This window comes from Caldibacillus sp. 210928-DFI.2.18 (assembly GCF_020554505.1).
In the GTDB taxonomy this organism is placed as follows: Bacteria; Bacillota; Bacilli; order Bacillales; family Caldibacillaceae; genus Caldifermentibacillus; species Caldifermentibacillus hisashii.
On record NZ_JAJCHL010000001.1, the window covers coordinates 115,305 to 136,071 of the forward strand.

Sequence of the window (20,767 nt, forward strand, 5' to 3'; positions counted from 1 at the left end):
TCTTCCTGTTATGGTTTAAGAGAAAGATGTAAAGGAAGAAAATAAGTACCCGAAAGGCCCGATTGGTTCATCTAACCGTCAGTGGAGGATGAAGAAAACCCCACTAATGGAGTTTCACTTTATTAAGAAACGGCCCTTTCATGTAATGAGCCGTTCCGATTGTCAATTTCCAAAATCAATTTCTTCTATAAGCTAGAAATTTACTGCGTTAAGCAAGGTTTGTAGTTTCAGTGCAAGCCCCATATTCCCTTTGATTTTTAGTTTTCCGCTCATAAAGGCAACGGTCGGATTCAATTTTTTTGCAATCATATCTTTGAAATCTTCCGTATTTATCACAAGTATACAAGTTGGTTTCAATTCCTCCCCGCTTACGGCTCTGCCTCCCTTTTCATCAATGATAATTTGATAAGTACCGCCGTCTTCTCCTTGTAAGGTAAATTGATACACACCTTCTTTTCCTTTTGTTATACTCGGATCATGTTTTAATGCCGCATCAATCATTTCAAACACTTCAATGGAACTTGGTTTGGTAAAATTCATTTTAAATCCCTCCAATTTTGTTATTTTCATTCCATTTTTTCGATAATTGTGGCAGTGGCCATGCCAAAGCCGATACACATAACTTGCAGACCGTATTTTCCATCCATATCTTCCAAAGTATGAAGCAAAGTAGTCATTATTCGTGCACCACTTGCACCTAACGGATGACCGAGCGCAATCGCCCCACCTCTTGGATTTACTTTTTTCATGTCCGGCTTTAATTCCTTCGCCCACGCTTTAACGACCGAAGCGAAGGCCTCATTAATTTCGATGACATCCATTTGGTCTAATGTAAGTCCGGCTTTCTTTAAAACTTTTTCAGTAGCCGGGATGACTCCGGTTAACATCATGACCGGATCAATCCCGACAACGGATCGGGCAATAATCTTTGCTCGAGGCTTTAGACCGAGTTGTTTGGCTTTTTCGTATGACATCATTAATACGCCTGCCGCTCCGTCACTGATTTGGCTTGAGTTCCCCGCCGTTATTACACCGGATGACGGATTGAAAGAAGGAGTTAGCTCGGATAATTTTTGTAAATTGGTATCCCTGCGAATCCCTTCATCTGTTTTTATTTCCTGACCGTTTTCTCGAAAGGGTAAAATTTCTCTGGAAAATAAGCCCTTATCTGTCGCTTCAATTGCCTTTTGGTGACTTTCATATGCAAATTCATCCAGTTCTTGTCTTGATAATTGCCAATGCTCGGCAATCAGTTCTGCCGACATCCCTTGGGGTATTACTTGATGCTTATCTAACAGCTGTTCGCTGAAATTTCCGATATCGCTGGCCATTGGTACTCTCGACATATTTTCAACGCCACAAGCAATCACAATATCGTCATCATTAGCCAAAATCGCTTGTGATGCATTATGAATTGCTTGTTGGCTGGAACCGCACATCCGGTTTAAGGAAAAGGCAGGAATTTCTACCGGCAAACCGGCTGCCAAAACGCTCATTCGGCCGATATTGCCTCCTTGTTCATCCGTCATCGTTACACAACCGCAAATGACATCATCTATTTCTGATGGGTCCAATTGGTTCCGCTCTACTAATGACTTTAAAACTGGTACCAATAAATCTACCGGATGAACTTGGCTAAACATTCCTTTCTTTCTTCCAATCGGTGTCCGTATTGCGTCAACAATTACAGCCTCTCGCAATCCTCTCCCTCCCTTTTCGAAAAATCTGTAAACCTATCATTCTAGAAAGTAAATAATTCGATACCGCCGGAAACATTTAGTCCAATACCGGTTATATATTTTGCTTTATCTGAAACTAAGAAGGTAATGGCATTGGCAATATCTTCCGGTTGCCCGGGTCTTCTAAAAGCGGTCCGTTTAATCATTCTTTCATTCATGTTCGGATTCCCCATCCGAAAAGCTTCCGATTCGATTACTCCCGGAACAATGGCGTTCACATTAATACCGTGCCTTGCCCCTTCTAACGCCATACTTTTTGTAAAACTTAAGATACCACCCTTTGTTGCTGAATAGCTTGCCTGACCAAAACCACCCAAGGTCCCCGCAACAGAAGATAAATTAATGATTTTTCCGTATTGTTGCTCTTTCATATATGGCCAGACTGCTTTGGTACAATTATATGTTCCGGTTAAGTTGACATTTAAATCTCGTTGCCAAAAATCATCATTTTGGTCCGTAATTTGTGAAACATGATCTAATGTTCCGGCATTATTAACTAAAATATCAATTTTGCCAAATTCCTCTTTTACGTGAGCAAAGACATTTTTTATCTGTTCTCGATCAGTAACATCCATTTTGATCGCCATCGCTTTCCGACCCATTTCCCGAATTTCCATCGTGGTTTTTTCTGAATAAATGACATTTGTGCTCTGCATAATTTGAGCGATCGGACCATACTTTTCCGCCACTTGTTCATTACTGTCATCTGATTCCAGTAAAATATCGGTAATGACGATATCGGCACCGGCTTCTGCCAAGGCAAGTGCTGTTGCTCTGCCAATTCCACGTGAAGCTCCCGTTATAATCGCGGTTTTTCCTTTTAAAAATTCATCCCAACTGGACATGACTCTTACCTCACTTTACCTTTCAAATAAATATTGCTTTTTCTTTATTAAAAAAGGCCGTTAAACCGATTGCCGGTTCATCCGTTAAAAATGTTTCAGCAAACGCTTTTGCTTCAATTTGTAATCCTTTTTCGATCGGCAAATCAGCGGCATTGACCGCCCGTTTTGCTAAACCCATTGCTTTCACAGCGCCTTGAGCCAACAGTTCCGCAAATTCCGTCACTTCCTGTTCGAAATGTTCCGGATTTACCGCCTGATGAATAAGACCAATTTCTTTCGCTTCCTTTGCTTCCAATTGTTTGGCAGTAAAAATCAGTTCAAGCGCTTTTGCTCTTCCAACGAGTCTTGTCAATCTTTGTGTTCCGCCTGCACCGGGTAAAATTCCAAGGGATACCTCCGTAAGACCGATTCGCCCTTTGCCCATGATTCGAAAGTCACATGCCATTGCCAACTCGCAGCCACCTCCTAAAGCATGGCCGTTAATGGCTGCAATTACTGGTTTTTCAAGTGTGGAGAAGCGGTGAAAACAGTTTTGCATGCGCATACTCCCTTTTTCAATACCGTTTTCTTCTCCTGCATAATCGGCTGAATTGGTAATCATCGCTTTTAAATCTGCCCCTGCTAAAAAAATCTTTGGATGTTGGCTTGCGATAACAATGACACGCACATCCGGATCGTTTTCTAATACATCGGCAGCTTTTTCGAGGTCATCCATTAACGTATCATTAATCGCATTTACAGGAGGATTGTTTATCATTAGCCAAGCTACACCTTTGTCTCGCTTATGAATGTTAATCGTTGCAAATTCCATGTTCACACCTCCAATCCGTAAATGTGATGTGTATGAATACTCGTTTTTAATACAATCTATTCAAATTGCCTGCTTTTCCCTGATAAAAACGTTTCCATTCAATTGTATAAAACGTGTTTCATACACATTAAATCAGACTCGAATGTTATACGGGGCATATTGTCGGCGAGCAACAACCAAATGCTGAATTTCATTTGTCCCTTCGAAAATATCAAATACTTTTACATCTCTATACCATTTTTCCACCAAGTGACCGGTTAATCCAACCGGTCCAAGCAAGTCTAAACATTTTTTACAAACGACAAGAGCCATTTGACCGGCAAGTGCTTTACACATTGCGGCTTCTTTCGCATTTTCTATTCCGATATCTGCTTTCCAGGCAGCTTCCCAAGTTAGCAATCTTGCAGCTGCAATGTCCTGCTCTGCCTCGGCAAGCATTTCCAAACTAATTTGATATAAACGGCCATGTTTTGGAAATTCCTTTTTTACTATGTCCAATGTGTATTCATATGCTGCTCGTGCTATACCAATCGCCATAGCTGCTACAATGGGCCGGGTGCTGTCGAACGTTTTCATGGCTACTTGAAATCCGGAAGCTTTTGAAGCCCTTTGTTCATAAAGTTTTTCTCCACCCAAGAGATTTTCTTGGGGAACGAAGCAATCTTCAAAAACTAATTCAGCTGTTTCATTGGCACGAAGCCCCATTTTATCTGCTATTTTCGGACTGGAAAAACCTTCCATTCCTTTTTCAACAACAAATGCCCGATGTCCCGCTCTGCCGAGAGACGGATCAACCGTGGCAAAAACAACCACCCATGATGCTCTGGCTCCATTTGTAATGAAGATTTTTTGACCATTTAAAATATAACCTCTATCTACCTTTCGGGCTGAGGTTCGGATTCCTGATGCATCCGAGCCCGCATCGGGTTCTGTTAATGCATATGCCCCCCATCTCGGCTGATCTGCTGTAAAAATCGTTAAAAACCGCTCTTGTTGCTCGGGAGTACCGCTCGTCATGATAGGAGGTCCTCCAAGTCCCGGTCCGGGCAAAGATAAAGTAATGGCGGCATCTCCCCAAGCCAATTCTTCCATTGCAATAACACCCATTCGGTTTGCTTCATTTTCCTTTTTCGGTCGCCCGTTTTTTGCTTTATCCCCTTTAAAAGATGCCGTGTTTAAATGAATCCCCATTTGATTCATTTGATTTAAAAATTCTTCCGGTACTTTTTTCAACCGTTCGGCTTCCAAGGCAATGGGTCGAATTTCATATTCAGCTAAATAATGGGTCAACTCTTTCATTTGTTTTTGTTGTTCAGATAATTCAAAGGAAATCATAATCGGGCCACATCCTTTTCCTCTTCGACCAGTCGTTTTCCATATTGCAGTAGCAGGTCTTTTTCTTTACCGTATAACATGACCTGTGCTTGGGCATCTCGCATCCACTTTTCTACCGGGTATTCCCTGATAAATCCGTGCCCGCCTAACAATTGAACGGCAGAGTCAGTCGCAAAACAGACGGCGCGATGGGCACGTTGTAACCCTCTTAAAGCCAAGCTATCGTTCGTTGATTTTCTATCGGCATTGACTGCCGCTTCCAGAACAAGATTATTGGCTGCTTTTCCCTCAATCGCCATTTTCGCGATCCGAAATGATACCCCTTGAAATTTCGCTATTTCCTGACCAAAGGCATATCTTCCGGCTGTATATTCAGTTGCATAATCGAGAGCTGCTTCCGCCAAACCGACTTCTTTTGCTGCCTGAAGAATTTGGATTCTACCCCGTGCTTGAGTTATCACCTTTTCCGCTTGGTCACCAATACTGAGTACTTGACTCTTCGCAATTTTCTCCCGATGAAATTGAAGGGATGCAATTCCGGAAGAAACTAAACCAAACTGATTATTTTCTTCCTTCTCCCAGTCACCATGATCGAGATAAAAGACCACTTTCCTTCCGAAAGAATCTGTCGTACTTATGACAATAAAATGAGCTTGCATGGCTAATCTGGTTGGGAGAGTACGACCACTCAGAATATATCCATCACCATCATTTTCTAATTGTATGGTACTGCCCCAATCCGTTTCCTGATCAACAGCTTCCGTATAGGCGATCGTTTTATTTTCAGCGGATAAATATTTTTCTCTAAAAGTTTGCATTTCTTCTGTTTCCGGTAATAAGCGAATTAGAGAAGCTGCATCCCCTGCTCCGGGTAGGCTTTGGATAAAATCTAAGTCCCCGTAACTAAGCGCTTTTAATATTTGCACTTGGGAAATGAGTGGCAGTTTTAATCCATGCCAACTTTCCGGTAATTCCATATCTAAAAATCCGAGCTCACTCATTTGAGATAATGTTTCTTGTAAACCTTCACTGTTTTGATCAACTTCTTTAATCAGTGGCCTGATTTTATTTATTGCCAGGTCTTTAGCAACTTCAATAAAGGCTGTCTCTTCTTCTGTCGGGCGAAATGAAATCACCTGCACGTTCCTCCTCGTTTCGTTCATCTGCTTTTTTAGCCAGGAAAGTATAAATTTTTCAATTTCTACTTTCCTAACGCATAAATGCTCTTGCGGCTCTGTTCTCGCCTAAAGGCTCGACAATCGCCGAGTTTTCTTTATTTTGCTGTTTTTAATGAGGATAAATAAGTTTGTAATTTTAAGGCCAGCCCTTTATCCCCTTTAATTTTTAACCTTCCGTTCATAAATGCTTCGGTTCCATTTAATTTTCCTTCTGTTGCCTTTTCAAAGTCTTCTTTTAGAAAAATCATGGTGCAATTAGCTGCTTCTTGCTCTCCTTCAACTATTTTGCCATCTGCCCCATGGATAATTAGTTGATAGACGGAATTGTCATCATGAAATTGAAATTGATAAACAGCATCTCTTCCTCCCAAGAAATTCGGGTCAGCTTTTACCGCTGTTTCCAATTTTTGAATGAGTTCTTTTACTTCTGCCATCTGAATCCACTCCTTATTTGATTTCACAAAATTTTGTGTTGTCTACATATTATAGTTTTTTCTGTTTAAAACATATTCCGTACTTAGTCGTGTTAAGAAACGGCCAATTTGGTTTTTCCGAAAATTATACGTTACTCTGTAATCCAGATGTTACCGGTAAGTAGGATAATAGATTAAAAATTGCTTCTTTTGATTCGACCGCATGGTTACCGGTTCGATTAATGAATTGTTCTTTTCGGTATTTCCGTTATTGGTATTATTTGGCTCGTTGTTTGGGTTTTCCGGCTGGCTGTCATTTGGGGTTTCTTCTTGCTCCGGTGTAACTGGTTCATTATTGTTTTGTTCTTCAGGTGCATGATTTTCAACGTTTTCTGTAGTATTTTGATTTTCTGCCGGATTCTCATGAACGCTTTCATCCTGATTGCTCTCTTCCTGTGCGGGATGATTCAGTTCACCTTTTAATAATTTGATAAGATAATCAAATAAATCATCGGTTCCTTTAATGTCCTCAATTTTATAGGCTTCCGGTAAGAATGCTTCGATCTTCGCCTTACTATCCGGATTTGCTTCAATTAAACTTTTTAATTCTGCCAATTTTTGTTGTCGTTCCTGTTGATCCGTCCCTTGTAACATCATTCTTTTTAAATTTGGACATTCACTTTCAAAACAACTATTTACTTTCATATTCGGAATAGAAATATTTTGAACAGACTGAGAAACTAACGTCATTTGGACATTTTCCAAACAAATCCAAAGGAGCTTACTTGGTTTACATAATCCGGAAAACTCAGGCATTTTTCCGTCAATGGTTTTTGCTTTTAGATTTTTAACAGGTATTGGTCCGGGCGATTCGATGTTCAGTTTCAAATTTCCAAATCCACCGGTGTTTAATGTTTTCGTAATTTTTAAACCTTCAATTTGCCCATCCGGTATGTTAACGTTTCCAAATAAGGCTCCAAGTAAATCGATGGTCCCTTCAACTTTATCCGACGAGACAACAAAACCGCCGCTGTGTTGTTGGGCAGCAGGTTCAGCCGCATGAATTTCCTTTCCATAGAAATTTTGGAGAAATAATCCTAATAAAAACATAAAAATAAAAGCTTGGATAATTTTGTTTGTCATTTTCATTTTCTTTCACCACCCTTTTACTAATATGAAATTCCTATACTATTGGACGAAAAACAAATGATTCGTTTAACGATAGGTAAACCTCCTTTCCTATAGGTTGGTATATAAAATATTTTAATTTTTCTATTATTTTAACTGGTAAGATGATAAAAAACTACCCGACAAATTTAGGGGAATTGGATGTGCAAAATCTACACATCACTCAAATTACAGTGAACGGAAAAATAACATTGGTCCAGAGCGCACGAATTTCAACCATAAATATGAAATTTCATGCATTCTTTTTCATTAATAAAATATAATTCATTGTAAGGAAAATATAGTCAAAATGGATTGTGAAAGTAAATACAGACAGAATGACATTTTCTAGTGTTGTTTCGCTTTCTGACATTTTCATATTTTTATTAATTGAATATTTCCTTTAATTGCAAATTAATAAAGGTTTGCTAAAATGTAATTAACGATTTTACATCCAGTCATCATGCATGAATTCAAACATATATTCTTTTCCTTTATGTTAAAAATATCAATCCTTGGAGGGAGGTTTTGTTATGTTTATGACGTTAAACGACCAAATGAATACACTATTTCAAAGAGGTTTAACTGTAATAAAGGATAATTATGAAGACATACAGAAAGAATTGCACTGGGTTATTCAGCAATATAAACGCAATAATAAAAATATCGCAGAAGCTATGGAAGACACCTTCCGTTTTTTGACTGAACATCTGATTCGTGCTGAATTTCCGTTAAATCATTTTATTTCGAACCTGCCTTCAAAAATGAACACAAATCCATTCATACTATTAATACTGGAAAATGTTGTCCATAAAGTCCTTCAAGAAAACGCAAAAAAGACGCATCATGATCATTTTTCAATACATTATGTTTTTACAAAGATTAGTGAAGAAGTTTTCTTGTTTCCCTACCAAAAAAACTCAAGTTTAAAAGATTTTATTAATCATCTTGTTGCTTCCCACCAATTACCGATTGATTCGATCATTGTAGCTGAAAACATAAATAATTGTTTTGTTGCGACTCAGGTCTATACAAAAAATCCGTCATCTTTATCTTTACCAGCCGAAAAATTGGAAGCGGATACAATTTATGATTTAACAGAAATTTTATATAATTATATTACAGGAAATAAAAACAATCTGTCGGCAGTCCCAATACCGTATGATCATGTTACCTTGATCGTTTTTTTACCGAGAGAAGACATTTCAAAAGTGATTCCTTTTCTTACTTTCACCCTAAAAATGTATAACGATAGTCAAAAAAGTTTACTAATAGCGAAACAATCCCAGCAATGGAAAGACTCGGTGATTATGTTTAATGAGAAGGTGATGGGTTCGCAAACCTATACCGATGCCCTACAAAATATTGCCAGCGGTTTTGTGGAATTTCTTCCGTTCGAACGCAGTGCACTCTTCTCCTATAATAAAAACGAACAAACAGGTCTTGGTCTGTACGGACATCATATAGATAAAGAGGCAATTAGAAATATTACCGAAAATGTGCAAAATCTTCCATTAGTTCATAAGCAGTTAAAAATTTTAGAGAATTTTGGGCGGAGACTTAAATATATCCAACCGCTTTACATTCGGGATGCAAAAGGTATTTTTCCCGAACAATATATCAATCAATTCGAATTAAAATCTGTTGTGGTTGTCCCGGTTTATTTATCATCAAGTAATAAACTATTAGGGGCTGCTATACTCGATCAAGGTCCATGGCAGTATTTCAAAATCGATAAAGATACTTTTTTGGCCCTTATCAAGTTTGGGCAAAGTGCCGGTGAAATTTTGGCTAAATACGATAAGGAAAGGAAATCAGGGAAAAAATGGCATTTTTCACCTCGAGAATTAGAAGTGCTGAAGTTATTAGCTGAGGGGGCGTCAACATTTGAGGCGGCCATTGAAATGCATTTAAGTGAGTACACAGTAAGAGATTATGTATCCGCCATCATGCAAAAAATGAATGTAAAAAACAGGACGGAAGCTGTTGCAAAAGCAATAAGAGAGGGACTCATCTAATGCTTCGTCCTTGATTTTCTTATTTAGATCCATCCCTTGATTCACTATCATTGTTTCTGGCTCATCAATAATGGAAATAGTTTGAAACCTAAGTATGCTGTGATATGCTTCCTGTCAAGTATTAGATTTTTCGACAAATACGGTTCTGCTGTCGCCTAATTTTCTTTACTGCCTACTTGACAGGGAGCAATATTTGGCACATCCTTAGGTTTTGCTTTTCCTCAAGTCAGAGAAAACTTTTCTGCCGGGGATTACATTCATTATTTTTTCTCTTCTTCTTTTTCATTTTCTGCATCATTTAAGCTGATTTTTTCGCAACCGACATAAAGACAAGAATACACTTCTAAATCCGGTTTTGCCTTAGCCAGCCCTTTTACGTACGGATAAACAATATCCTTAAAGTTCTCGCTTACCCCTTCTTCTTCCAATATCCCGTATACATAAAGTTTTTTTTCATCAAACAGTAATGCCACATTGCCAAGTGCTTTCTCTTGTCCATTTACCACATTTAAAATTTGAAATTGAGGTGTAATAACTTCAGGTGAAAAATAAATTTCCAATATGATCTTCTCCTTTTACGTATATTGCAATTTTTCAAACAAACTATCTTCATTTGCTTTATTTTTATTTTGTCCTTCCTCTTTCTTGCCGACCTTAATAAAGAATAGACTTAGCAGACAAACAAACAGTGTTAATCCTGCAGTGGTCAAAAACATACCGGCCCTTGACCAATCCATTAATGTACTATAGATCGGCGGACCTATGGCAACACCTAAAAATCGAACGGAGCCATAAATGGACGTGACAAACCCGCGTTTTTCGGTAGAGACACTGCCGGTGATAAAACTGTTAATACAAGGAAGAGCCAAGCCTGTCCCGACACTACTCACAACTAAAACCGCAAAAAACGGAATCAATTGTTTAAAAAATACAAGCGATGCAAATGAAATTGTCATGAGTAAAAGTCCAATTACAATAAGTTTTTTCATGAGTTTCATGTTCTTTCCTATTTTGGTTCCGGTAATATAGGAAGTTGTTGTCATGAACAAAAGAGGAACTGCCAAAATCCCGCCCTTTAAAACACCATCAATTTTGTAATCCTTCTCCAACACATCAGATATGTAAAAAAGGATACCGAATAAAGTAAATAGACATGTCGCCCCGGTTAAATAGGCAACAGACAACCACCTTCCTTCTGATTTAAAAACTGAAACCAATCCTTTTACATACTGACCAACTGGTGGAGGTTCAGCCTTTTTTTTCTTTTCCTTAATAAAAAAGATGGTTAATAAGATCGAGATCAGACAAAAAAGGGGAAATGCAAAAAAGGCCGCATACCAAACGATTAAGGCGAGTAAAGAACCGATAATCGGACTAATTACTTTTCCAAACCCGTTTGAAGCTTCAACAAGTCCTAAAACTTTACTTTGTTCCCCGCCTTTAAATAAATCTCCCGCCAAAGCCATTGCCATGGAAGTTGTCCCGGCTGCACCAATCCCTTGCATGATTCTTCCTGCGAGCACCCATGTATAGGCGCTATCAAACCATGCAGATGCTGCACCCGCCAGTAAGCCTCCTAACCCGTATAATGTTAACGACGGGATAACAACAGCTTTTCTGGAAAAACGGTCCGATAAATAACCTAAAATCGGAATCATGATCGCTGCTGAAATAGAAAAGGCAGTAATAACTAAACTTGTTTGAAATTGGCTAATATCGAGTTCAGATTTCATTTTCGGCAAGATCGGAATTAACATTGAATTTCCTAAGACAAGAATTAAAGGAATCGATCCAATGGCTGTTATCGTTAATCCCTTATGTTTTTGCTTTGACAAGGATACTCCTCCTGACACTAAAGTTAATGCAAACATATTGTTCGAAGTTTCCCCCCAATTTATACAGCAGAGATTCATTATAACTCTGCCCAATTTTTGAGAAAATCACCCAATGTGTAAACATTCGCCTAAAATTTGAATAAATTATCTTTAGAAAAGTGAGGTGTCAAAATATGAATTTTCTATCTCTTCCGAAGAGAACGACGGGTAATCGTGTATGCGGAATTACTTCCGTCATTGATTTGGGGATTCCACTTGGCGTATTACAATCGATTCTTGAGGATTATAGTCCATATATTGATTTTGCTAAAATCGGGATCGGTACGGCCTATGTAACGCCCCGCTTACAAGAGAAAATAAATTTGTACAAAGCTTATCATGTCAAACCGTTCTTCGGTGGGACATTTTTTGAAAAATGCTATCATCAGAATAAACTGAAAGAATACGTTCAGACTTTAAACGAATTTGAAATAGAATGGATCGAAATATCGACAGGGACTTTAGATATACCTCTTGAAGAACGATTGCAATTAATTTCGATGTTAAAAAATGATTTTCATTGCTTGGCTGAGGTTGGCTCAAAAGATAATTCATTCGATATGCCTGTTGATGATTGGAAACAGGAAATAAAGTTATTACTTGAAGCCGGAAGTACCTACTGTATTACAGAAGGTAGAGATTCCGGGACATCCGGTATTTATGAAAAAAATGGTGAGATCAAATCCAATTTAATTCATGAACTAATAAAAGACATTGATGTCAATAAAATTATTTTCGAAGCACCGACACTGAGACACCATATGTTTTTTATTAACGAATTCGGTGCGAATGTCAATTTAGGGAATATAAAACTTACCGATGTACTTGCTCTCGAAGCTGAACGATGCGGTCTTCGCAGTGAATCATTTTTTATGGAGGGATAGGATGCTTTTATCTTTAGTCCGTCACTTGCCAACCGAATGGAATAAAAAACAATTACTACAAGGGAAAAGAGATATCCCTCTTTTACCGGTCACTGAAGAAACGATAACTTCCATTCAAAGGAATTTGGAAAAGTTAAAAAAACAGCCGTCCTTCGATATTGCCTTAGCAAGTACATTACAACGAACCCAACAGACAGCAGCCTTATATGGCATCCAACCGGAAATCGACGGACTACTAGATGAACTCGATTTCGGCCCATTCGAGGGAAAAACAAAAGCTACCTTATTTCGCCAAGATGGTGAAAACTGGTTGGCTGATCCGCAAAAATCAATTTTAAGAACGAATATTGAAGACTTGGAAGAAAGAATTAAACTTTTTTTAGAAAAATATAATAAGTATCATCATGTATTCGTGTTTGGACACGGTTCCTGGATTAGGGCAATGCTTTCCTATGTTCAATTTGGCAACCTCAAGCAAATGAACAGGTTAACTGTAGAAAATAATATGTTAATCCAAATATTAGTAAATGGCAAAGGAGAATGTTAGATTGAATCATTTTTTGACATATGAAAATTGGGATGAAGATGAAGCAACGGCCATCATGGATGAAGAAAGAGATTATTTTGGAATATTAAAGTGGGCATATTCCCAGTATAATGACAAAATTATTTATGCCTGCAGTTTCGGTGCTGAAGGAATTGTATTGATTGATTTAATCAGCAAAATTAAAAAAGATGCCAAGATCATTTTTTTGGACACAGATTTACATTTTCAAGAAACATATGATTTAATTGAAGAAGTAAAAAAGCGTTATCCTTCATTGCAAGTGAAAATGGTTCGACCGAAGTTAACGCCTCTTGAACAAAAAGATCGGTATGGTGACGAACTATGGACGCGGGAACCAAACCTTTGTTGTTATTTGCGAAAAATTGCTCCGCTTGAAGAGGCTTTAAAAGATTTAGTTGCCTGGATTTCCGGACTTCGACGCGAACAATCCCCATTAAGAAAAAATACACAATATATTAATCTAGACCACAAATTTAAAAAAATAAAAATTTGCCCGCTCATTCACTGGACTTGGGATGAAATCATGACATACATTGAATTAAATAACCTTCCATATAATCCACTCCATGACCAAGGCTATCCGAGCATTGGTTGTGCCCCGTGTACGAGACCGATCAAAGAAAATGAAGACTTTCGTACAGGTAGATGGTCCGGCATGGCAAAAACCGAATGCGGACTACATGTGAATTAACACCCTGTATCAATCGGTATTACTTTATAATGCTTAATAAAATAAGATGACGAAACCAATCTATGTCCAAGGACAAGAACGAAGAACACGATTATCGTTAGTTAAAACCAATTGGATATATACGGGCAGCCCGTCCAACTATCTTCTTTGTTGAATCTCTTGATTGCCGTTAAGATGAAATAAAGGAAACATGTCGTCATGAAACACACACTGGTCAGGACGTCCAAGTTTCCTTTATTTTCTTCTCCATGACAAGGATAAAGAAGGAATTTTAGGGACTTCCAATACATAAATATAATCAATCACCCGTGTTGAAAGAAACTGACAAATAATAGCAAATAGAATGATTTTATAATCAATGACAACAGAAGTAAGGAGAAAAATACACAAATTAATCCAAAACATGACCACCCCTGGATTCCAGTTTCTAATTCTCGCAATCATTAACGACGGAATGACCATGCCTCCGCTCGATGAACCAACCCGAATCAAAGTTCCGACACCAATTCCGTAAAAAATACTTCCCAACAACAGATCAAGGCCGATATGTATATGTGTCAAAAACACATTTTCGGTCATATAACTGACTGTTAATGAAGTTGTTGCCACCGATAAAATCGTCTTAATAGTCCAAGTAAAACCGAAATAATTCAGGGCAAAAATTAAAAAAACAGCATTTGCAATCCATAAAGCAAATCCTAAAGGTAAATGAAAAAAATGATTAAGCAGAATCGCTAATCCAGCACCGCCGCCAGAAGGAATATTATGGGGAAATAAAAATAAAGACATTGCCAAGCCTTGAATTACTGCTCCGAAGAATAACAATATGTAAATAATGATTTGTTTTACCATATGTTCTTTCCCTTTTTTATCTGATATGCCACATGAATCCCCCCGTTTCCCCTTCTTGTCCATTTTATGAAAAATCGATTCAGATTATGATTAGGAACAATTCAATTTCCCACTTCTATTTAGAAGCCATTATCATTTACTATGTCCTAAAATGTCAGCAATGGGACGTACGGAGCGACCTTTATCGCACAACCATTATGTGTCAAAATCTTTCTAATCACTATTTCTCTATCCTTATCATTCATGTAAAATAAAAAGAAAGGAAATACATAGGAGGAGCTTGAAATGGAAGATATCATTGCAATTATTATGGTTTTTTCAATACCAATTATCGCTATCGTAACATCACATCTCCGAAAACAGTCTGCAATTAAACAAAAATTAGTTAAAGAAGAAATTGAGTTGGAAAAATTAAAACAGGAAAATTATTTACTGGAGACTGAGAAGCTAAGACTGGAATTAGAAAAAATGCAAAAAATCGATTTTAAGGATGATAAAACGAATTCATTATAACCGTGCTCAATAACTAGGAGGAAAAAGTTAAAGGAAGTGCATTTTTGGAGTATCGAGCCTATACTGTTTTATATGTGAAGATTGGAACAGCAATTTGTAGAAAGTCGAAAGCTATTTTTTCTTGGCTTTTTTAAAACTATCTACGATTATACCAAGTTTCCGAACAGATAACGAGGACCGACTTTGTATCCGGTCCTCGACTTACACTATATGTTGAAAACTTACAGTACCCCTGCACTGCCGCCGTCAATATTAACAGAAGTTCCCGTCACATAGGAAGCTGCATCGGAGACTAAAAAAGTAATTACTTTCGCTGCTTCTTCCGGTTCGCCAATTCGTCCCAGTGGGATATGTTTTCCGGTTTCTTTGGAATATTCATCCCAGGTTAAATCAGGTCTTTGTTTTTGCCAAATTTTTTCGATCTGATTGCTCCGAACTAAGCCGATACATACGGTGTTGACTCGGATATGATCAGAGCCTAGATCTTTACTCATTGCTTTTGTCAATGCCATGCCCGCTGCACGGCTGACACTTGTTGGTAAAGATGACGCACCTGGAGTCTTGGCAAGAGCAGCAGTCACGTTAACAATGGCACCATGCCCACTCTTTCGCATATATGGAATAGCAAAGCGTGAACAATGGATCGCACCAAACAATTTTAAATCTAAATCTTGTTGCCATAGTTCTGTCTCAACAGTTTCAAACGGATTTGCTGAACTTGTACCGGCGTTATTTACCAATATATCTAATCCGCCATAAAAATCTGCTGTTGTAGTCACGGCCCGTTTACATTCAGCTTCTTTTCTAACATCTGCCTCTATGATCAATACTTCCTCATTCGTTTGTTCTTTTATTAGCGATTGTGCTTTTTCCAATCCATCTAAATTTCTCGCACATATTGCCACCTTTGCCCCTTCTTTTACAAGTTGGAGTGCTGTGGCAAGCCCAATTCCTTTACTTCCCCCGGTGACTAGAGCAATTTTATCTGTTAGTCCTAATTCCATCTCATCCTCTCCCCCTTCTTTTAACTTTCATAAAATACTTTATATGCCTCATAACGAAAGCCGTAATATTGGTAATTTTGCTTTTGATACATTTCTCTCGGTGTATCTTCCCCTTCTGCGATTAAAATTACCCAATAATCCGGGAAGTGATCCATAACATACTTTTGTAAAGCAGTGCCCACACTTAAGTTTCGGTATCTTTCCATTACTTGCAAGTTATCCAACTCCACTGTTTGGTGACCAATGATACAGTCAACTGTCCCAACCGGTTCTCCTTTATAATAAGCCAATAATTGCAGGAATGAAGAGTCTTCAAAATGTCTTTGATGAATCTTTGCCTTTTGTTTCGCAAATTCTACACCGAATTTTACATCAAAACCAAATTGCAAATCAAGATAATAAGGAAATGTATTCTCATCGACCGCAGTAACAATGACTTCCGGATTTAATAGTCTATATTTAAATTCTTTTGGGCGGATTGCATATAGCTCTGTAAAACTATAAATATATTGCTCTTTTAAAAAATAATCAATAAATTCTTTTGCAGGTTTCTGATTAGGAGGGAAGTAGAACTGAACATGGTTTTGTCCATTTCTCTTATGAAATTCAAGTAAATAATCAGCAGCGTGAGCAAACTCTTGTAATGATGGCATTGATTTAAACTGAATAAAATTTCCGCTGTAATATATTAACATTTCCGGAAAATGAACATGTTTGTATAAATCATTTTCATAAACTACCTGACCATGGTAGTGAATATGGTAATAAGTAATTGTCAATGTGCAACACCCTTTCCACCTGTTAATCGTAAAACAAAAGAAGTCAGGAAAACTTCTGTAAAAGTATGCAAGAAATGAGGCTAAAAAATCATGCTTGGTAAAAAGATTATAACATCCTTTCATAAGCAAAAAAAGAGGTCTGTACGAAAATTAATACAGACCTCTTTTATCGTTTTTATTATTTATCCGATTTTTCTTTACTATAATTAAATTTTGTTCGATCGACTGGTTTAAAACCTTCAGGGGTATAGAACCGCAACAAGTCGCCGTTAACCACCTTATCGGACAGATACAATTTATATTCAACTTCTTCTTTCCATTCGTCAGCCAATTGTTTTTGACTGTCATCGAGTGGAAGACCAGTTGTGGCATCATAATATTTTCCATCAAGTGAATAAATGCTTGGACTTACAAAATCACCGTTTCTAAATGGAACTACTTCATTATGATTTGGAGATAATAAATCTGTACCAAATTGCACAAAATCTTTCGTATCAATTCCTAACAAGTGTAACACTGTTGGAAGTAAATCGATTTGGCCACCATACGTTTGCATGACACCACCTTGCATTCCTGGTACATGGATAAATAACGGTACCCGTTGAAGGTTTGCACTTTCCACTTTATCCACTTCGGTTCCAATGATTTGTGACATGGCTTTATTATGGTTATCAGAAATTCCATAATGGTCACCATACAAAATAATCATTGTATTATCATACAAACCGGATTCCTTGAGATCATTAAATAATTGTGCGATCGCTTCATCTGCATAACGGGCAGTTTGAAAATAATTGTCCACAGTTGAGTCCCCGGTTGAAGCTTTTTCAATTGTCGCTAAATCTTGATCCATATCAAACGGATAATGATTTGATACAGTAATCAACTTTGCATAAAACGGTTCTGGCAAAGTTTTTAATTTATCCATTGACTGTTCAAAGAAAGGTTTATCCATTAAACCATATTCAGCCATATCTTCATCGGAACTGAAATTGTAATAATCTGCATCATAAAATTTATCGAATCCAAACGATTTATAAATTTCATTCCGGTTCCAGAAACTGCCGCCATTACCATGAAACACAGCAGATGTATAACCATATTCTTTCAAAATTGCAGGAGCAGCTTGGTACATATTTCTTCCCTTTGTAATGAAGGCTGATCCTTGTGGCAATCCGAAAATTGAGTTTTCCAGCATAAATTCAGCATCAGACGTTTTTCCTTGTGCCGTTTGATGGAAGAAATTATTGAAATATAGTGTATTTGGATCATTCACTAAGGAATTTAAGAACGGTGTGACTTCTTCACCATTCAATTTGTAATTGATCAAAAAGTTTTGGAACGACTCTAAATGGATGTAGAGAACATTCATACCTTTTGCCTTACCAAAATATTCCGGATTTGGCTCAGCATAATTTGATTTTGTATAGTTAATCACTTCGGTAATATCGTTACTGTCTGCAAGTACTCTTTGTGCAGAAGCTTTTGTACTTTCTACCGCATCATAAATCGTGTAATTGTACATTCCTAAATATTTCACAATATAGTTACGGTCAAAACCACGAGTCAATAATTCCGGGCGGTCTGCTTCGGAAAGACCTAAATTCAAACAAGATATTCCGAGAGCCAATGAAATTAATGCAATTGCTCTTTTTCTGTTGAATTCCGTTGTTTCCTTTACAATTCTCTTTGATGCACGTAAATAAATAATCGTAACTACATCAACAAAGAATAAAACATCATATGGTCTCAGTAAAGCAATAACACTACCACCTAAATTCCCAAAGTTTTGTGTTTGAAATATTGTCGGCAATGTAATGAAATCACTAAAGAAACGATAATAAACAACATTTGCATATAAAAGAATGCTCAATAGTGTATAAATAACTACTAACAAAGTATACCTTTTCCGACCTTTAAAAAACATAGCAAACCCTAGAAATAACATTGCAGATCCGAGTGGGTTAATAAATAACAAAAAATGTTGTAAAGCCCCATCCACACCTAAGTCGAATTGTGTCATTTGGGTAATATATGTTTTAATCCAAAGCATCAATACGGCCAAGAAGTAGAAACCGATAAATTTATTGAACAAATTAACATTTTTTCCAAGTAAGTTTTTCATAATTACACCTACCTCTAGTCCATTATTATTACACAAATTTCATTGCTTGTACATGAAAAAAGAACCCAATTATTTATTTTTAAATTTGTGAGGGAACCAGTTTTTAAATTTACAAAACGCTACAAACCTTTAACATTACTTAAATAATAATGTTGTAAAATATCCCTATACAAGTATATTACGAAACTTCTATTTGTCAAGTCGACCATTCAACCTGTAGAAACTGTCACGAGAAAAAAGCAACTTACCTGATTTTACGAAATTAAGAAACCTTCTCCTATTAGTATGATACCATAATTTACTAATCTCATCACCTATTTTCGTAAACACCATATTTTGAAGATGTTAAATGAATCACCAACATTTTTTAAATTTGGAAATCGTTCATATTTATATGTTCATTTCTTCCTTTTGTGAATATTAATTTAACCATTTGCACAGGGTCAATATCATCAAAAGATGCAATTTAAGTTGGCATGACTCCTTTAATGCTTGCTATCTTAATTCAAATTCGGCTAAAGAATGCCCTTCCATAACTATAAAAAGAAACTTTTTGCTTTTTAAACTAATTTTAACGTTCCTCCATCATGATTATTACGGAATACTGAAATTATGACAGTATTTATCAAGAAATCAATAAAAAATTGTTTTGCCATAAAGTCTCCTTCAATTGCCAATTAGCAGTTAGTATTACAATTACAAAAAATACAAATTTAGTCAACTCGACTAAAGAACTATCCGGAAAGAATAAAATTGTCGAAAAAGAGTGTAATTGATAGAAAAAATGAGTAATTAGGCTGAAATAAGTGATATATTATTCCTATTTCATAAGATGAAAACGAAATCATAAGGAGTCATGAATTTTTTTGGGGTGAGTTTCTTTGTTTGAGGAAATAATCACGAACCATAACGAAGTCCTTATTTCGTGCTCGATAAAGGACTTCGCTATTCGATACCTTGTCAAAAGAAGAAACGATAGATGTAATTACAGCGGCCTCGGACAGATCATTTAATCGAACAGAAACCATCACCGATTGCAGTTCGTTGTATGAAAGGAAAGCTTGTTTTTAGCAGTCAGCATTGGTTGGTTGTTTGGACTATTTTTTGTCGATAAAATAAATGAAGGTTTCATTACGTTTGTTTGTTGTGTAGGTATCATATGGATGACTAATTTACGGATTTTTCTCACTAATCATTTTTTTAATATTTTCAAGATCTTTCATCGATAAACTGCTCAACGACTGTTTAATTTCCTTCTCGATTTGTTTTCGATTGTTTTCCAGGTAGTGCTCCCACCATTCCCGTAGTCCTTTTGTGTGATTCAATAAATATTCAAGATCAATTTCCTCAATTTCTTCATCTGATAAATAAGATAGAACGGAAGCAAGCATTTGCGATAAATTCTCGACTTCACTTTCTTCTCCTGTGTTATTTTCATTATTTTTCTCAGTTTCATTTTTTGAAGTTAAGTTTTTATTTTTTAATTCATTGATTGGAGTCGGTTTTCTAGGCATTATTTTCCTCCTATATTTTTTAATCTTCATATATTATTCCCATAATTTTGGTTAAAAATATCCTTTATTAGAAAAGTGGATGAAAAGCATAATAAAAAGTGGATCATGATATTGGTTATTATCACGACCCACTTAGTTCAACCTTACAGGAGACCCAACCATACCATACATCCTATTTGTAAAAAGCCACTAATTGTGAACTTTCACATGATTCGGATCGGGTTGTTTACACTTTTTATATAACTTTTCGTTTGCAGCCTATTAAGGTCTGCCATTTGGAAGTGTACCCTTTAGGATGCTTCTCGTCAGCTCCAGATTTAATTTTAATATTTCCAATAGTTTTAATTAATTGACATTCATACCATTGTCTTGAAAAGATTGAATAGAGTTTAACCAATTGATTGTCCAGCCTTCCAAATTTGATGATTCATACTTTAGCGGATTCCTAATTTTGATA

The 20,767-nt window shown here is 36.8% G+C and carries 20 protein-coding genes; 5 read left to right on the top strand and 15 right to left on the bottom strand.

Features of this window, described 5'->3' with window-relative positions:
- Positions 1–192: 192 nt before the first annotated feature.
- The 8 genes from LIZ98_RS00605 to LIZ98_RS00640 all read right to left on the bottom strand — a co-directional run bounded on the left by LIZ98_RS00605 (position 193) and on the right by LIZ98_RS00640 (position 7,470).
- Entirely contained in the window at positions 193–540 is a 348-nt protein-coding gene (locus LIZ98_RS00605; RefSeq protein WP_041845154.1) for an SCP2 sterol-binding domain-containing protein, read from the bottom strand.
- 26 nt (positions 541–566) lie between these two features.
- Positions 567–1,700 carry a thiolase family protein gene (locus LIZ98_RS00610; protein ID WP_041845155.1) on the bottom strand — a complete coding sequence of 378 codons (1,134 nt, stop codon included), beginning with the start codon at positions 1,698–1,700 and terminating at the stop codon, positions 567–569.
- 41 nt (positions 1,701–1,741) lie between these two features.
- Positions 1,742–2,584 carry an SDR family NAD(P)-dependent oxidoreductase gene (locus LIZ98_RS00615; protein ID WP_041845156.1) on the bottom strand — a complete coding sequence of 281 codons (843 nt, stop codon included), beginning with the start codon at positions 2,582–2,584 and terminating at the stop codon, positions 1,742–1,744.
- Between the two features lie 22 nt (positions 2,585–2,606).
- Positions 2,607–3,395: an enoyl-CoA hydratase/isomerase family protein gene (locus LIZ98_RS00620; RefSeq protein WP_041845157.1), complete on the bottom strand. Its 789-nt coding sequence runs from the start codon at positions 3,393–3,395 to the stop codon at positions 2,607–2,609.
- A 132-nt stretch (positions 3,396–3,527) separates the two neighbouring features.
- A complete protein-coding gene (locus LIZ98_RS00625) occupies positions 3,528–4,730 on the bottom strand; it encodes an acyl-CoA dehydrogenase family protein (protein ID WP_227138614.1) in 1,203 nt (400 codons plus the stop codon).
- Entirely contained in the window at positions 4,727–5,866 is a 1,140-nt protein-coding gene (locus LIZ98_RS00630) for an acyl-CoA dehydrogenase family protein (protein ID WP_227138613.1), read from the bottom strand. Before LIZ98_RS00630 ends, LIZ98_RS00625 begins: the two co-directional genes overlap by 4 nt.
- Positions 5,867–6,003: 137 nt before the next feature.
- A complete protein-coding gene (locus tag LIZ98_RS00635) occupies positions 6,004–6,342 on the bottom strand; it encodes an SCP2 sterol-binding domain-containing protein (RefSeq protein WP_041845160.1) in 339 nt (112 codons plus the stop codon).
- A gap of 150 nt (positions 6,343–6,492) precedes the next feature.
- Entirely contained in the window at positions 6,493–7,470 is a 978-nt protein-coding gene (locus LIZ98_RS00640; RefSeq protein WP_227138611.1) for a hypothetical protein, read from the bottom strand.
- Between the two features lie 551 nt (positions 7,471–8,021).
- Here LIZ98_RS00640 and LIZ98_RS00645 point away from each other — a divergent pair.
- Positions 8,022–9,506 carry a response regulator transcription factor gene (locus LIZ98_RS00645; RefSeq protein ID WP_227202901.1) on the top strand — a complete coding sequence of 495 codons (1,485 nt, stop codon included), beginning with the start codon at positions 8,022–8,024 and terminating at the stop codon, positions 9,504–9,506.
- Positions 9,507–9,766: 260 nt separating this feature from the next.
- Here the strand turns inward: LIZ98_RS00645 and LIZ98_RS00650 are convergent, their stop codons facing one another.
- Positions 9,767–10,066 (bottom strand): hypothetical protein, encoded by a 300-nt coding sequence (locus LIZ98_RS00650; RefSeq protein WP_041845162.1) that lies wholly within the window; start codon positions 10,064–10,066, stop codon positions 9,767–9,769.
- Positions 10,067–10,081: 15 nt separating this feature from the next.
- Positions 10,082–11,341, bottom strand: coding sequence for an MFS transporter (locus LIZ98_RS00655; RefSeq protein ID WP_041848518.1), 1,260 nt, complete (start codon positions 11,339–11,341; stop codon positions 10,082–10,084).
- A 173-nt stretch (positions 11,342–11,514) separates the two neighbouring features.
- Here LIZ98_RS00655 and LIZ98_RS00660 point away from each other — a divergent pair, with 173 nt between their 5' ends.
- From LIZ98_RS00660 to LIZ98_RS00670, 3 genes are read left to right on the top strand one after another with little or no spacing between them, the layout of a single operon-like run.
- Positions 11,515–12,264: a phosphosulfolactate synthase gene (locus LIZ98_RS00660; protein ID WP_227138606.1), complete on the top strand. Its 750-nt coding sequence runs from the start codon at positions 11,515–11,517 to the stop codon at positions 12,262–12,264.
- A gap of 1 nt (position 12,265) precedes the next feature.
- Complete coding sequence (locus LIZ98_RS00665; RefSeq protein WP_227138604.1) at positions 12,266–12,811, top strand: histidine phosphatase family protein; 546 nt, start codon at positions 12,266–12,268, stop codon at positions 12,809–12,811.
- 1 nt (position 12,812) lies between these two features.
- On the top strand, positions 12,813–13,523 hold the full coding sequence (locus tag LIZ98_RS00670) for a phosphoadenylyl-sulfate reductase (protein WP_304502977.1): 711 nt from the start codon (positions 12,813–12,815) through the stop codon (positions 13,521–13,523).
- A gap of 234 nt (positions 13,524–13,757) precedes the next feature.
- Here the strand turns inward: LIZ98_RS00670 and LIZ98_RS00675 are convergent, their stop codons facing one another.
- Positions 13,758–14,375: a YitT family protein gene (locus LIZ98_RS00675; RefSeq protein WP_041845167.1), complete on the bottom strand. Its 618-nt coding sequence runs from the start codon at positions 14,373–14,375 to the stop codon at positions 13,758–13,760.
- A 285-nt stretch (positions 14,376–14,660) separates the two neighbouring features.
- On the opposite strand from LIZ98_RS00675, the gene LIZ98_RS00680 reads away from it, so the two are divergent.
- Positions 14,661–14,888 carry a hypothetical protein gene (locus tag LIZ98_RS00680; protein ID WP_041845168.1) on the top strand — a complete coding sequence of 76 codons (228 nt, stop codon included), beginning with the start codon at positions 14,661–14,663 and terminating at the stop codon, positions 14,886–14,888.
- Between the two features lie 221 nt (positions 14,889–15,109).
- Here LIZ98_RS00680 and LIZ98_RS00685 read toward each other — a convergent pair whose 3' ends face one another.
- From LIZ98_RS00685 to LIZ98_RS00700, 4 genes are all read right to left on the bottom strand, one after another.
- Positions 15,110–15,892 carry an SDR family NAD(P)-dependent oxidoreductase gene (locus LIZ98_RS00685; RefSeq protein ID WP_041848513.1) on the bottom strand — a complete coding sequence of 261 codons (783 nt, stop codon included), beginning with the start codon at positions 15,890–15,892 and terminating at the stop codon, positions 15,110–15,112.
- 20 nt (positions 15,893–15,912) lie between these two features.
- The gene (locus LIZ98_RS00690) at positions 15,913–16,671 is read right to left on the bottom strand and encodes a GNAT family N-acetyltransferase (protein WP_041901921.1); all 759 of its coding nucleotides are present in this window, start codon (positions 16,669–16,671) and stop codon (positions 15,913–15,915) included.
- Between the two features lie 178 nt (positions 16,672–16,849).
- A complete protein-coding gene (ltaS, locus tag LIZ98_RS00695) occupies positions 16,850–18,796 on the bottom strand; it encodes a lipoteichoic acid synthase (RefSeq protein WP_041901920.1) in 1,947 nt (648 codons plus the stop codon).
- Positions 18,797–19,968: 1,172 nt separating this feature from the next.
- Positions 19,969–20,310, bottom strand: coding sequence for a hypothetical protein (locus LIZ98_RS00700; RefSeq protein WP_041845171.1), 342 nt, complete (start codon positions 20,308–20,310; stop codon positions 19,969–19,971).
- Positions 20,311–20,767 lie beyond the last annotated feature (457 nt).